Raw genomic sequence first — 14,481 nt, forward strand, 5'->3', positions numbered from 1 at the left:
CCCGTCCCTGGGGGCTCCCTTTCGAACGTCCTGTTCTCAAGGGTCCCGGAAGGGCCTGACCCGGAACCGCTTGGCGGTGATCCTCCGCGTAACGGGTTTTATCCCGGCGCCAGGATGGAGGGTGTAGGAGCGGCTTTAGCCGCGATGCCGGTGGTACCGCCGGCGATCGCGACTCAAGCGGAACGCCGCCCGGTCGCTCCTACAACGTACCGTCAGGGGCAGGTACCGACCTGCCAGAGGGCGCCGCCGTTGGTGCTGTACAGGGTGGTCATGCCCCAGGTGGACCCGGCCATGGGCTGGTCGCTGCCCTGGGCGAAGTAGTCCGGGGCCAGGTAGTTGCCGGTGCTGTACGCGCGGCCGGCGGTCTTGTGGTAGTAGTTGTAGGCGCTTTCCTGCTGGCAGCCCGGTTGCGGGTCGCCGCCGCCGTTGTCGCCTCCGTCATCGCCGTTATCCCCACCGTTGCCGCCGGCGCCGGTGCAGGCCCGGGTCGGGCCGGTGCAGCTGGCGTCGTCGTCCCGCCATTGGCATTGGTCGCCGCCGGTGGCGTGTTCGGTGAGCTTGAAGGTGGCGGTGCCGTATTCCAGGTAGCAGTTGGCATAGTTGGTGTAGTCCAGGCGGCCGGCACTGATGTGCTGGTCCAGGGTGGCCACCTGGCCGGCGTCGATCTGGAAGGCGATCTGGTCGGTGTCGGCGAGGCCGCCCTGGTCCAGGGCCTCCACGCTGGCGCTGTTGGCACCGCCGGGCAGGTCACAGGCGCGGGCGTTGTAGCGCACGCCGTCCAGGTCGGCGGCGACGGCGCCGCTGGCGAAGGTGACGGTCACCGAGGCCAGATCCTGGTTCTGATCCACCACCTGACCGCTGACCGTGGCGCACTGGCCGTCCACGCTCACCGCGATGTCGCTGAGCACCGGGGCGCTGGGTGGCGGCGCCGGGCCCACTCGCACGGTGTCGATGGCCGGGTCGCTTTGGCCGCCGTCGTTGTCCTCGGCGGTGACCGCCACGGTGTAGAGGTCATCGGCCAGGCCGCCGCTGGTGGCCTGGAAGGCGCCGCTGCCGTCCACGGTGGTGGTGAGGGTATCGCCACCGCCGGCCAGGCCCTCGATAACGAGGGTGATGGCGGTGACGGTGCCGTCCTCGTCGGCGGCCTGGCCGCTGATCTGGATGGCGTCGCCGTTGGCGGCCAGGGTCAGGCCGTCGATGCTGGGCGGCAGGTTGCGGTTCACCCGGGCGTTGTTCTGGCTGAAGAATTCACCCAGGTAGCGGGCGTAGTTGATGCTGGCGCTGCCGATGTAGTTGCCGCTGGCGCCCTGGCCGCCGGACCAGGAGTGGTCCAGGCCGTTGAGCCACAGCATGGAGACGCGGCCGTCCTGCCACAGGAATTCCTCGGCGGTGCCGCCGTCCTGGCTGATCAGGGTGCTGCCGGCCAGTTCGCTGACGCCATAGAGGCCGGCCATGCCTTCCGCGTTCTGGCGGTTGTAGCAGGTGTCCACGGTGGTGTCCGCGTCGCCGTGGGCGATGGACGCCACCTGGGTGTCGAAGGCGCTCTGGTAGGCGCCGCCCAGGTTGCGGCAGCGGCTTTCCACATTGGCCTGCTCGCAGACGCCGATGGCGCCGCTGGAGCTGGTGCCGACGCTGGGGCCGGCGCTGGCGCCGACGCCGGCGAACACGTCCGGGGCCAGACAGGCGGTGGTGTTGGCGAAACTGGCGCCGGACGACAGGCCGGCGATGTAGACCTGGTTGGGGTCGATGCCGCGGGCGGCGTCGCCGGACAGGGCGTTGGCCAGGCCGATCAGATTCTTGTAGTCACCGGCGCTGCGCGACTTGGTGCCCTGCCAGTAGGACCAGCAGCTGAAGCCGGCCTTGTTCATGGCGTCCGGCACCGCCACCACCATGCCGTATTCCTCGGCGGCCGTTTCCAGATTGGCGGTCTTGTAGGCGTTGATCGACTGGGTGCAGCCGTGCAGGACGATCAGCAGCGCCTTGCCGGCGCCCACCGGTGAGTCGGTGTCGGGGGTGTAGAGGTGGACGTTGTTGAAGCCGCCCAGGGAGAGGTTGTCCTGCCAGCTACCGGCCTGGACCGGACCCGCCAGCAGCAGCAGGGTACCCGCGAGGGCACCGAGGGCCGTTTTGATCATGATGATTCTCCTGTTTATGCATTGTTTTTTTGATATTCATCGGCCGATGAATAAAAACTCTACAGCCGTTGAATATCCCCGGTCCACCCTCGGCACGGTGTCGAAATGTATAATCTTTGAACAAAATCACAATCGGGGTGGCGCCACGGGCGCGGGCTGGTAGCCTGAGCCGATGCTAAGAAAACATCGGGTCTTTACCCTCTCCGCCACCTTCGTGGGCACGCTGGTGATCATCGGCGCCGCCGTTCCTCAACGCTTCCGCAGTGTGGCGGAGACCCTGCTTGATGAGCTGGGCCATTACTTCGGCTGGTTTTATCTGATCAGTACGTTCGTGTTCGTGGTGTTCCTGCTGGTGCTGGCCATGAGCCGCTACGGCAAGATCCGGCTGGGCCCCCAGGACTGCAGTCCGGACTATGGGGTGTTTTCCTGGTTGAGCATGTTGCTGTCGGCGGGGTTTGGCGTGGGGCTGGTGTTCTATGGCATGGCCGAGCCGATCCAGCATTTGATGACGCCGCCCCACCGGCTGGCCGAGCCCGGCAGCGCCCGGGCCGCCGAGGTGGCCATGCAGTACAGCTTCTTCCATTGGGGCCTGAGCCAGTGGGCGGCGTTCAGCCTGGTGGGGCTGATCATCGCCTTCTTCCAGTTCCGCAAGGACCGGCCCGGGCTGGTGTCGACCATGGTGGAGCCGGTCACCAAGGAACTGCCACAGCGCCAGTTGATTTCCGATTCCCTGGACGTGCTGGCGGTGGTCGCCACGGTGATGGGCGTGGCCACCTCCCTGGGGCTGGGCGTGATGCAGATGAACGGCGGCCTGCACACGGTGTTCGACTGGCCGGACAATTTCTGGACCAAGGCGGCGATTCTGGGCGCCATGTTCCTGTGCTATACGGCCTCGTCCTACAGCGGCCTGGACAAGGGCATTCGCTGGCTCAGCAACTTCAACATGGCGCTGTGTCTGGCCTTCATGGGCTACATGCTGTTCAGCGGGCCGACGGTGCTGATCCTGAAGAATTTCGTCAATGGTCTGGGCGCCTACCTGGGCAACTTCATCGACATGGCGCTGACCATTCCGCCGTTCGAGAAGTCGGACTGGATGAACAAGTTCACCCTGTTCTATTGGGCCTGGGTGATCGCCTGGTCGCCGTTCGTGGGCACCTTCGTGGCGCGCATTTCCCGGGGCCGGACCATCACCGAATACGTGCTCGGCGTGCTGCTGGTGCCGCCGCTGCTGGCCTGCGCCTGGATCGCCGTGTTCGGTACCACCGCCCTGGATCTGCAGCTCAACGGCGGTGTCGATCTGGCCGGCGCGGTGAGCGACGACGTGGCCACCGGCCTGTTCCTGATGTACCAGGAATTGCCGTTCACCGAGGTGCTGTCCGGCATCACCATGGTGATCCTGTTCGTATTCCTGGTGACCTCGGCGGACTCCGCTTCCTACATCGTCTCGCAGATGACCGACCAGGGGTCCCTGAACCCGCCGCTCTATAAACGGCTCACCTGGGGCGTGCTGATCTCGGCGATCTGCATCACGCTGATCGTGGCCAGCGGCCTCAAGGGGCTGCAGTCGGGCAGTCTGGTCACCGCCCTGCCGTTCGCCATCGTGCTGTTTCTGATGATGGGCGTGCTGTACCGGGAACTGCGCGACGACCGCCGCGCCATGCTGCTGGAACTGTACCACCGCAACGAGGAAACCCCGGTGGGCGCCGACCTGTTCGAGGCCGACGACTTCACCGACCTGCCCACCGAGCAACGCATCCGCCGCCGCATGGTGGTCAAGCGCCGTTAAGGGTCGGCGGTGATCGTGGTGGGCTAATCCAGCGCCGCCACCGCTTCATCGATGGGCGTGTCGCCGCTGATCAGGTCGAATTCCCGCTTGCTGGTGCCCGGGTGGTCCAGCGCCGCCCGGATTACCGCCGCCACGTCCTCCCGCGGAATCTCACCGAACTCATTGATGCGCTCCGCCATCCGCACCCGGCCGGTGCCGGCCTCCTCGGTGAGCTTGCCCGGGCGCACGATGGTGTAGTTGAGGCCGCTGGCGCGCAGATGGTTGTCCGCGTTCTGCTTGGCGACGAAATAGTGACGCATTTTCTTCGGCCCGCTGTCCGGGTCGTCGGCGCGCATGGAACTGACGATCAGAAAACGGGGCACGCCCATCTCGCGGGCCAGGTCGATCAGGTTGATGGCGCCGTTCTGATCCACGTCCACGGTTTTTTCCGGCCCGGTGTGCGGCCCGGAGCCGGCGGTGAACACCACCGCGTCGCAGGTGATCAGCGCCGCCCGGCAATCGCCTTCCAAATCCGCCACCACCACCTCGTCGGCGCCCCGCCGGCGCAGTTCCCACTCCTGGGACGGGTCGCGCACCATGGCCCGGCAGACATGGTCGCTCTCGCCCAGCAACCGCACCAGATGCCGGCCGATTTTGCCGTTGGCTCCGGCGATCAGAATTCGCATGGAAGCTCTCCTAAGGGTCGATAAGGACAGATTTCCACCCTATGGCCGCAAGCTGCGGGCTGCAAGCTGCCTCACCATCTCTGCGGGACGCGCTGGATCTTGCTGGTGTCGTAGCCGGCGTCGGCGGCGATGTCATAGAGCCGGCGCAGGGTGGCCTCATCCGGATCCGGGTCGCGGGCCATGATCCACAGATAATCCCGCTTCTGCCGGCCGATGATCGTGGTCTGGTATTGGTCGTCCACGTACACCACCCGGTAATCGGCGCGCAGGGGCCAGAAGAACTGCATCTTCCAGATCGCGTTGTCACGCTCGCTGACGAAGCCGGTGGGGGTCATTTTTTCGCGCTCGCCGTCGAAGCCGCCTTCGTTGAAGGTGAAGGTCACGCCCACCTTGTTCGGCCCCAGCCGCTCATAGCTTTCCACCGCGTTGTAGGCGTCCTTCTCCGGCGGGGTGGGAATATTGGCGATCACGTACCAGTCGCCCATGAAGCGATCCAGATCCAGATTTTCCACGGTGCGAATGGGCGGGTGTTCCGGCTGGCTCTGGCAGGCGGCCATCAACAGCGCAAGGGTTCCGATCAGGGCAAGGCGCATGGGAGCTCTCCTGGCAAGGGTTCAGTCCTGGGACGCGGCGCGTCGAGGAAAGCGTGACCGCTGAGCGGCCAATAACACGTGAAAGCGCCGCCCCTTGCCGCTGCCAGGGACCGCGCCGTCAGTCGCCGAGCACCTTGAAGCGGCGCTGCAGGCGGAAGCCCTGGTCGTCCACCAGGGTCAGGGTGTGCCAGCCGGGGGCGGCTTGGATGGCCCATTGGTGGAAGTGTTCGGTGACGCCCAGGTAGCGGTCGTCCAGGTGCCAGAACAGACGGGCGTCGTCCCGTTCGTGGACCACCCGGAACACCGCCCGGCCACGGCGGCCGCCCAGTTCCCGGGGCAGGTACAGGCCGGCGCCGGCATGGGGGTAGAGAATCGCCAGGGGCGGCGTCGGGTCCAGGGCCCGGGCCCCGGCCACGCAGTCCGAGCGCCAGGCCGGCAGGGGCCGGTAGTCCGGGTGGCGCTGACGGTAGAACCAGGCCTGGGCCGGCGGCAGCACGAACCAGTCGCGGCTTTCCATGCGCGCCACCGCTTCGCAGCCGCCGTGCACCCGCTGGCCGTTGTCGTCCAGATGCACCCGCCGGTGGTGCGGCGTCACTGCGCGGAAATGACTGTGCAGGGGCGCCAGCGCGGTGGTCGCCGGGCAGCGGCCGCCTGCCAGGTAGCCGTCGTCGGCGCACACCTGGACGGGTTTGAGATCGTTGAGCGGCGGCTCCGGAAACGGCGCCGGACCGAGCAGGCTGAACACGTCCAGCATCAACGGCGCGGCGGTGTCGGCGCCGCCCAGGTGGGGCGCCGGCTCGCCGTTGCCGTTGCCGGCCCACACGCCCACCGTGTAGCGGCCGTTGCTGCCGATGGCCCAGGCGTCACGCAGGCCGTAGCTGGTGCCGGTTTTCCAGGCGATCGGCTGGCTGGAGCGGTACAGCCGCCATTGCCGGGCGGTGCCGGGCCGGGCCACGTCGCGCAGGGCGTCCAGGGTCAGCCAGGCGGCCCCGGGGCTGATCGGGAACGGCGCCGACACCGGCGTCACCCCGGCCAGCCGGGTCACCGGGGCCGCCCGCCCGTCCCGGGCGGTGGCGATCAGGCGGGCGTAGATGGCGGTGAGTTCCTCCAGGGTGCCCTCGGCGCCGCCCAGTACCAGGGTCAGGCCGTAGTCGTCGGCGGGCCGGAACAGGGTGGTCATGCCCAGCTCGCGGAGCTGGTCGTGGAAGCGCCCCACCCCGTAGCGGCGCAGCAGACGCACCGCCGGCACGTTCAGGGAGCGCGCCAGGGCCTCGTGGGCGGGCACCGCGCCACGGAACTCCCGGTCGAAGTTTTCCGGGCTGTAGCCGCCGTAGTTGGTGGGCAGGTCCGGGATCAGGGTGTCCGGCAGGATCAGGCCGGCGTCCAGCGCCAGCCCGTAGAGCAGCGGCTTGAGCACGCTGCCGGTGGAGCGCGGCCGGGCGGCGATGTCCACGGCGGCGCCGTAGGTGTCGGTGTCGCCGTGCTGCACATTGCCCAGATAGGCGCGGGTTTCCAGGTCCCGATGGTCGATCACCACCACCGCCAGGTTGTGCACGCCCTGGCGGCCCAGCCGCCGCCCGTGGCGATCGGCCAGGTCCCGCACCCGGCGCTGCAGATCCGCGTCCAGGGTGGTGCGCAGCAGGGGGCCGCCACCGCCGGCGCTGAGCGTGTCCAGCAGGCGTGGCGCCAGGGACGGCAGCTCGTGGACCCGGGGCAGCGGTTCCAGTTTGGCCAGGGTCAGGTCGTCGGCGTCCAGCTCACCGCGCCGGTGCAGCACCGTCAGCAGCCGGTCGCGCTTGGCGCGCAGCCGCGCCCGGTCGCGGCCCGGGTGGATCAGCGCCGGGCTGTTGGGCAGCACCGCCAGCAGCGCCGCCTCGGCCCAGCTGAGCGCTTCCGGCGGACGGCGGAAATAGCGCCAGGCGGCGGCCCGCAGCCCCACGGTGTTGCCCCCGAACGGCGCCCGGCTGGCGTACTCCACCAGGATCCGGTCCTTGCTCAGGTGCCACTCCAGCCGCAGCGCCAGCAATGCCTCGCGGGCCTTCTCCGCCAGGGTGCGGGGCGGGTCGTCGCGCAGCAGCCGGGCCAGTTGCATGGTCAGGGTGGAACCACCGCTGACCACCCGGCCGGCCCGGGCGTTGGCCACGGCGGCGCGGCCGATGGCCAGCGGGTCGACCCCGGGGTGGGCGTAAAAGCGGCGGTCCTCGAAGGTGATCAGGGCGCGCCGGTATTTGTCCGGCACGGCGTCCACCGGCGCGAACCGCCATTGCTGATCGGCGGCGATGCGCGCCGCCAGGGGGCGGCCCTGGCGGTCCAGCATCAGGGTGGCGTAGGCCTGCTGGTGCAGCGACGCCGGCAGCGGCGCGAACTGCAGCCCGGCCAGCGCCACCAGCACCAGTACCGCCGCCCCGAGGGCGGCGGCGATCCAGCCGGGCCGCCGGCGCCGGGGGCGTCGCTCAGCGGCCATCGCCCTCCCCGGCGTCCGCCTTCACCGTGACCCACTGGCCCTGGTCGCGGGCGCGCACGGTGCCTTCGTACATGGCCTCCACCTGCCAGCCGGGCCGATAGAAGCGGCCGGCGAAGGTAGCGTTCAGGCCGATCCGGTAGGTGCGGCTTTCGCCGGCACCCAGGGAGAAGTAGCTCAGTACCCGGTCGTCGCGCAGGTCCCGGTAATCCACCGGCGCCGCCTCTTCGTCGCCGGCCAGCCGGCTGTCGGTGATCTGCCAGCCGGACGGCATCACCTGGGTCAGGGCCAGGTTCTCCAGGGGCCGGCCGCTGAGGTTGCGGACCGTGACACTGGCGCGGAAGTCGGTGCCCTGGGCCAGGGTGGATGGGTCCAGCGGGCGGCCATCCAGGGTGCGGAAATCGGCGCTCAACGCCAAACCCTGGCTGACCGCCTGCTCACGGCCCGGCGGCGGCGTGCCCCGGGTGCTGACCGAGACGAACAGGCGGCGCTCGCTGTCGTTGCGCACCGCCAGCGCCTCGCCGTCGGTGGCCAGATCCAGGGTCTGCCGGAACACCGGCGCCTGGCTGGTGATCGCCTGCCAGTCGCCTTCCCCCCGCCGCCAGGCGAAGTCGTAGCCGGCGTCGCCCCGGGCCCCGGCGAAGCGGGCCATGGCCATCAGTGCCCAGGCGGTGGTCTGGGTGGAGTACCAGTTCTGCGAGGCCAGCTGGTTGGCGATCACCCGCGCCTGTTCCCAGGCGCCCTCGCCGTCGCCACGGGCATCCAGCACCATCAGCTCGATGGCCCGGTCGCGCAGCCGCGAGCCGTAGGTGGGGCCGGGCCGGTCGTAGTCGGTGTCGTTGTCCCGGGCGGCGGCCAGCAGTTCACCGGCCACCTCGGTGAGGCCCATCTGCTGATAGGCGGCGGCCAGCAGCCAGCGGCCGGCGCGATAGCCCGGGGCGCGGTCGCCGCCCTCGGCGGCGCGGGCCTGGAAGGCTTCGCGCAGGCGGTTCATGGCGCCCACCTCCGGTTCGCCGGCCAGGGCCAGGGTGTACAGCCGGTAGGCCTGGGACGACCACTGCCAGGGGTAGCGGCCCGGGTTCTGCCCCACCCGGCTCTGGTAGCGCTGCCAGTGGGCCAGCAGGTCCGCCGGCACCGCGTAGCCCTGGCGGCGGGCTTCCAGCAGGAAGTGGCCGGCGTAGGAGGTGCCCCAATCGTTGGCGGCGGCGTCGCCGGGCCAGTAGGCGAAGGCGCCGTCGCCGAGCTGGAAGCGGCGCAGCCGCTGAATGGCGGCCTCCACGTTGGTCTGCACCTGCTGGCGCTGGTCCGGGCTCAGGGTGGTGAGCCGGTCCAGGTAAAGCTGCGGCAGCGCCGACGACACGGTCTGCTCGATGCAGCCGTGGGGGTAGTCGATCAGGTATTCCAGGCGCCGCTCCAGGCCCATGGCCGGCAGGCTGCTTACCGTCAGCCGGCTCTCGTTGGTGCCCGGCAGGCCGTGGGGAGTATGGGTCAGCGACCAGGTGGCGCCGGGCTCCAGCAGCTTGCCGGTATCACGCACGGTGGGCGGATTGGCACTGCGGATCGGCAGATGCACGGTTTCCCGCGCCTGCTGGTCGCCGGCCTCGGCGCGCACCGTGACCTCGGCGATACCGGCGGTGTCGCCGGCCTTGAGCGCCAGCGCCGCCACCTGGTCGCCGCTTTCGGCGAAGTCCAGGGTGGCGGTGCCACGGGTGACGGTGAGCGGCGCTTGCGCCTCCGCGTTCACCGTCACCTTGCCGAGACCGTCCTCGGCGGCGAACACGGTCACCGGCAGGTCCAGGGTCTCGCCGGGGCCCAGCACCCGGGGCAGCGCCGACAGCAGGGTCAGCGGCTGGGTGACGGTCACGTCCCGGTCGGCCTGGCCGTAGGCCCGCTGGTTGCCGGCCACCACCATCACCCGCACCTGCCCCATGTAGGCGGGCAGCTCGATGTCGTGGCGGCGGGATTCCCCGGCCTTGAGCTGGAACGGACCGGCGAAGCGCACCACCGGCGGGAAGCGCCGGCGCTGCTGCTCGTTGCCGTCGCGCAGGGCGTCGGAGCCGCCCAGGGCCAGCAGCTGGTCCAGCTCGCCGCCGTAGGCGCCCACCACCTGGTCGAACAGGTCCCAGGTGAGCACGCCCAGGGCTTCGCGCTGGTAGAAGGCGTCGTGGGGGCGCGGCGTGACGAAGTCGGTGATGCCCAGCAGGCCCTCGTCCACCACCGCCAGGGTGTAGGTCATGGCGCGTCCGTCGGCTTCCGCCACGGTCACCGGCAGGGTGGCGCCGGGTTTCACCTCCGCCGGGGCCTCCAGGGTGGGCGTCAGCCGCGTGGCCGGGTCCTCCACCTGCAGGGGCGCGATGCCATAGAGGCGGATCGGGCGGTCGTTGTCGCGGCCCCGGTGGGGCTGCAGCAGGGCCACATGTACATAGACGTTGGGGGCCATGGCGGCGGTGATCGGAATGTCCAGGGTCAGGGTGTCGCCGGCGTCGCCGGTGTCGTCCACCCAGTAGTGGTCCAGTATCCGGTCGCCGGTTTCCAGGCTCACCAGCAGCCGGCCCGGGCCGCCGCCGGGCACCTGCACCCGGGCGGTCTCGCCCACCCGGTACTGGCTCTTGTCGCTGGACAGCGACAGGCGGGTGGCGGCGTCGCCCTGGCCGTCGCGCTCGCCGCCCCAGCCCAGGTAGACGGTTTGCGCGGCGCAGTGCCGGCCCTCGTCCTGGCACACCCGCAGCAGGTAGCGGCCCCATTCGTAGTCGGCGCCGGCCAGGGTCCACCGGGCGCGCCCCTCGGCGTCGCTGGTCAGGGTGCTCTGAGCGAGCTTCTCGGTGTGGGGGTCGCTGATGAAATGGGTCAGGTCCTCGCCGCCCCGGTCCCACCACCAGCGCCAGTCGATGCGGTAGACGCTCAGGGTCAGGGCGCGGCCGGCCTCCGGTTGGCCGTCCCGGTCCAGGGTCAGCAGGCCGATTTCATGATCCTGGTCGCGGCCCAGGGAATCGCCCCAGCCGCTGCCCTTGGGCACCCGCAGGCCCACCCAGTGGGCGTAGGGCGACACCGGCAGGCGCTTCACCTGAGTGCTGTAGTCGCCGCTTTGTTCGAATACCCGGGTGGTGAGCACCGCCGCGGCCTGGCCCGGCGGCGTGATGTCCGGTACCTGCAGCGGGAAACGGGCGTCGCCCTGCCCGTCCAGATTCCCCTCGAAGGCGGTGAACGGTTCCGCGCCCAGGGTCCGGGTCGGGTCCGAGAAGGTGAACCCGTCAAAGCCGGGGAACGGGGTGGCGGCGTTGATCAGGCGCGCCTTCACGTCGGCCTTGAGGCCCCCGGCGCGGGCGCCGTTCAGCCACTGGCTGTGCAGGGTGACCGGCTCCGCCTGACCGGTTTTCAGGGGGTCCGGGGCGTCCAGTTCGATCTTCAGGCGGTTGGGCTTCACCGCTTCCACGCGCAGGGCGGTGTCGAACAGACGCTCACCGACCCGGGCCACCGCCCGCCAGTTGCCGGTGGGCGCGTCCTCGTCGGTGCTCAGGGTGAAGGTGTAGAACTGGCCCACCGGGTCCGCGTTGCTGTAGCTGGCCACCTTGTCGCCGCGCGGGTCGAACCAGTCCAGGGTCACCGGATGGTCGTCGGGCAGGCGGTCGCGGGGGTCGGCCAGGATAAAGGTCAGGTGGATATCGTCGCCGGGGCGCCATACATCGCGCTCGCCGTAGAAAAAGCCCTTGAGGCCGTCGCGCACCTTCTCGCCACCGGTGTTGAACTGGTTGGTGGGCAGCGCCCGGTTGCGGGCCAGCTTCAGGTAGCCCCGGTCGTCACCGTCCCGGGCCACCAGGTAGAAGGGCGTGCCGTCCAGGGCCAGGGTCACTTCGCCGGCGTTGTTGGTGGTGCCACTGGCCAGTTCCTGGTGCTGGTAGTTGCGCACGCTGACGCGCACCTGGGTGGCCGGCCGGTTGCTGTCCAGATGGGTGGCGAACACGGTGAGCCGGTCGCTGTCGCCCTGCTTGGCGATCAATCCCAGGTTGGAGGCCAGGAAGGCGCGGCTGGATTCGGCCCGGTCGTTGTAGCGGTAGTAGGCGTCGGAGCAGGGGTTGTCCCGTTCGCTCCAGCTCAGATAACCGGCGTCGCCGTAATAGCGGCTCAGCCGTTCCCCCTCGTCGCCCTGGTCCGGGCCCTCATAGTTGTCGGGCAGCTCGGTGACCCGGGTCGGACCCTCGCCCTCGCAGCGGTAGTCGATGGTTTCCCCGTCCAGCTTCAGGGTCAGAATCACCAGCCCGTCCGGGTGTTTGGCCATCAGCTCGCTCAGGTCCAGCCGGTAGCGGCGCCAGCCATCGCCACCCCCCGGCGGCAGGGTCAGGGTTTTCTGCCACAGATAGCGGCCGCCGCGGGTGTCCGTGTAGGCGGTGTCCAGGTCGTAGCCCTGCAGGTAGCCGGCGATGTTGTCCTCGAACACCTCGAAGGCCTGCACCCGCACGGCGCCGGCGGCGGCCACCTCGAACGGTACGCTCAACGTCTCGCCGGCGGGCAGGATCACGCCGTCGCCGACGAAGCGCACGCCGGGTTTCGCCATGCTCAGGGTCAGGGTGCGCTCGAAGGCCTCGCCGAGCCGCGCCCGGGCGGCGCTGCGCAGGCCCGGCTCCAAGCGCAGGGTGAGCCGGCCGTCTTCCAGCTTGTCCGGGTCCGGGGGGTAGATCAGCAGCCGGCTGCCGTCGATGCGTACCCGCGCGTCCTCGCCGTTGACCCGCACCAGACCGGCCAGGTCCTGGCCGCCCATCAGCGGCTCGGAGAACTGCACCACCACCTGCGGCTCCGGGTAACCGAGGGTGCGCGCGTCGGTGATCTGGAAGGCACCGGGCGCCGGCACCGGGTAGTCGTGCCGGCCCTGCTCGTCCACGCCCAGGGGCTCGCCGTCCCAGCGCAGGCGCACCGGCTCGCCGCCGTCGCGTTGAATGCCGGTGACGGTAAAGTCGTGATTGAGGCTGGCGGCGTCGTGGCGCCATTCGATGGTCAGGGCGCGTTCGCCCTGCAGCGCCTGGAGCACCGGCTGCACCGCCGCCGGGTCCGCCTGGTCGGCGGTGCGCAGTTGGCCGGTCAGGCGCATGTCCCCCTGCCCGTCCGGGTCCGGCGCCAGGGCGTCCACCCGCAGACTGAGCCGTTGCCGCATCACGGTCACGTCGGTTTCCAGCGGCGGCAGGCCGTCGTCCACCCCGGACAGGGCCTGCGGGTACAGCGTCAGGCGCAGGGTCTCGCCGGCGGGCAACGGCGCCTCGGGGCGGATCTCCAGCCGGTCGCGGGCGGTGAACACCGCCCGGAAAGGCCGCTCCGGTGCCAGGCGGGCCACGCCCTTGGCGGGCTGGTCCAGGGCGCTCTCATCCACCACCGGGTGGGAGAAACGCACGATCAGGGGCGCCCGCGCGCCGATTTCTCCGTGGGGCCAGGCGGTCAGGTGCTCGCGCCAGCGGTCGTCGGGCCGCGCCGCCGGCGCGGCGTTCCGCTCCGGGGTCGGCCCGGCAGGCGCGGCGGCGTCCCGCTCCGGTTGCGGTTCCGGGTCACAGGCCGCCAGTACCAGGGCCGTGATCAGCAGCACGCCAGCATGAAAACATCGCATTCCTTTGACCGCCTTTGTGGTTGTTTGGAGGGACTTGAAGCCTGACCGGCAAAACTACCACAGTTGCGGTTCCCGATTCGGCGATGCGTTTGAAAAAAATGACCCTCCGCAAGACCGCCGTCCTGGCCCTGCCGGTGGCCGCGCTGACGCTGCTGGCCCTGCTGGTGTGGCCGGTTGACGCGGAACGGGCCCGCTGGGACGGCTACCTGGACCGGCTGGCCCGGCTCAGCCGTCAGACGGTGCCACCGGCGGCACCCCTGGACCTGCATCCCTACCCCGGTAACGCGGCCCTGCGCCGTTCGCCGCCGGATCTGCGCGCCGGTCTGCTCGACTATCTGGATCTGCGCCACTGCAACCTGATGGCGCTGATCAGCGACCGCAACAGCGGCCTGGGCCGGGTGCGGGCGGCCTCCCTGCGGCTGGCCTACGAGCTCACCTTTATCCACCGGGGCCGCCGCTGCCTGGCCGAGGGCGCCCTGCGGGATGCGGAGACCGTGGCGCTGCTCGAGCGGACCCTGGCGATCAAGGAAGACAGCCTGAAGGACGTGTTCTGGAACGCCACCTGGGCCAGCGATGAGCTGCGCGGCTTTTTCAACCAGTCGCCGGGCGCCGCCGATGAGATCGACACCGGCCTGCACGCCCTGGACGGCCTGATCGGCGCCGGCCGGGCCCTCGCCGCCCGCCCGCCGCCGGCGACGCTGCCGGCGCTGGAAACCCATCTGGCGGCCCTGGCGGCGAGCCGGGCCGGCGGCCGGCTGCTGCGGGATCTGGCCCGCGCCCGGGTGGCCCTGGGCCGGGCCAATGCCCTGCTCGACGGCCTGGACGGCGAACGGCTGTGTCCGCGCGGCCGGGCCAGCCCCCGGGCCCGCCGTCTGCGCACCCTGCTGGACGGCTACTACCGCACCGAGATTCAGGCCCACCTGGCGGCGCTGGACCGCCAGCGCCGGCGCCTGGAGGACACCCTGGCGGGGCTGGTCCGGGTCACCGGCGACGATCCGGCCCTGGCCGCCTGGCGGGCCCATTACCTGGGGCCCGCCGGCCAGGCCGCCGGGCTGGCCCGGGCGCTGCGCCGGCACACGGAGCGCTGGCAAGACCTGATGGGCGCCTGCGGCCTGATGCCCGGCGCCGCGAAAACCGGGACGGACACATATTGACCAACGAAGCGCTTGTGAACGGCTGTACAGCGAATGTTTTTGGGGTATCCGGATTAAGTGGTAGATGGAGCCCCCTTGCTCCTTCGAACCCTTAACT

General features: G+C 70.2%; 7 protein-coding genes. 2 read left to right on the plus strand and 5 right to left on the minus strand.

Annotated features, from left to right (window positions below):
• Positions 1–212 precede the first annotated feature (212 nt).
• Positions 213–2,135 carry an extracellular catalytic domain type 1 short-chain-length polyhydroxyalkanoate depolymerase gene (locus IM760_RS18355; RefSeq protein WP_204431675.1) on the minus strand — a complete coding sequence of 641 codons (1,923 nt, stop codon included), beginning with the start codon at positions 2,133–2,135 and terminating at the stop codon, positions 213–215.
• Positions 2,136–2,307: 172 nt separating this feature from the next.
• On the opposite strand from IM760_RS18355, the gene IM760_RS18360 reads away from it, so the two are divergent.
• Positions 2,308–3,921 carry a BCCT family transporter gene (locus tag IM760_RS18360; RefSeq protein WP_204431676.1) on the plus strand — a complete coding sequence of 538 codons (1,614 nt, stop codon included), beginning with the start codon at positions 2,308–2,310 and terminating at the stop codon, positions 3,919–3,921.
• Between the two features lie 23 nt (positions 3,922–3,944).
• On the opposite strand, the gene IM760_RS18365 is transcribed toward IM760_RS18360, so the two are convergent.
• The 4 genes from IM760_RS18365 to IM760_RS18380 all read right to left on the minus strand — a co-directional run bounded on the left by IM760_RS18365 (position 3,945) and on the right by IM760_RS18380 (position 13,230).
• Positions 3,945–4,586, minus strand: coding sequence for an SDR family oxidoreductase (locus tag IM760_RS18365; RefSeq protein WP_204431677.1), 642 nt, complete (start codon positions 4,584–4,586; stop codon positions 3,945–3,947).
• A gap of 71 nt (positions 4,587–4,657) precedes the next feature.
• Entirely contained in the window at positions 4,658–5,179 is a 522-nt protein-coding gene (locus IM760_RS18370) for a lipocalin family protein (protein ID WP_204431678.1), read from the minus strand.
• 118 nt (positions 5,180–5,297) lie between these two features.
• The gene (pbpC, locus tag IM760_RS18375) at positions 5,298–7,643 is read right to left on the minus strand and encodes a penicillin-binding protein 1C (protein ID WP_204431679.1); all 2,346 of its coding nucleotides are present in this window, start codon (positions 7,641–7,643) and stop codon (positions 5,298–5,300) included.
• Positions 7,633–13,230 carry an alpha-2-macroglobulin family protein gene (locus IM760_RS18380; protein ID WP_204431680.1) on the minus strand — a complete coding sequence of 1,866 codons (5,598 nt, stop codon included), beginning with the start codon at positions 13,228–13,230 and terminating at the stop codon, positions 7,633–7,635. The genes pbpC and IM760_RS18380 overlap by 11 nt, the downstream gene beginning before the upstream one ends.
• 83 nt (positions 13,231–13,313) lie before the next feature.
• On the opposite strand from IM760_RS18380, the gene IM760_RS18385 reads away from it, so the two are divergent.
• Entirely contained in the window at positions 13,314–14,384 is a 1,071-nt protein-coding gene (locus tag IM760_RS18385; protein ID WP_204431681.1) for a DUF3080 family protein, read from the plus strand.
• Positions 14,385–14,481: the final 97 nt, after the last annotated feature.

Origin of the sequence: Alloalcanivorax marinus (assembly GCF_016906305.1) — a bacterium.
Classification (GTDB): domain Bacteria; phylum Pseudomonadota; class Gammaproteobacteria; order Pseudomonadales; family Alcanivoracaceae; genus Alloalcanivorax; species Alloalcanivorax marinus.

Coding starts and splice junctions, on each gene's coding strand:
- IM760_RS18360 (WP_204431676.1), top strand. CDS start 2,308: ATGCTAAGAAAACATCGGGTCTTTACCCTCTCCGCCACCTTCGTGGGC.
- IM760_RS18370 (WP_204431678.1), bottom strand. CDS start 5,179: ATGCGCCTTGCCCTGATCGGAACCCTTGCGCTGTTGATGGCCGCCTGC.
- IM760_RS18365 (WP_204431677.1), bottom strand. CDS start 4,586: ATGCGAATTCTGATCGCCGGAGCCAACGGCAAAATCGGCCGGCATCTG.
- pbpC (WP_204431679.1), bottom strand. CDS start 7,643: ATGGCCGCTGAGCGACGCCCCCGGCGCCGGCGGCCCGGCTGGATCGCC.
- IM760_RS18385 (WP_204431681.1), top strand. CDS start 13,314: ATGCGTTTGAAAAAAATGACCCTCCGCAAGACCGCCGTCCTGGCCCTG.
- IM760_RS18355 (WP_204431675.1), bottom strand. CDS start 2,135: ATGATCAAAACGGCCCTCGGTGCCCTCGCGGGTACCCTGCTGCTGCTG.
- IM760_RS18380 (WP_204431680.1), bottom strand. CDS start 13,230: ATGCGATGTTTTCATGCTGGCGTGCTGCTGATCACGGCCCTGGTACTG.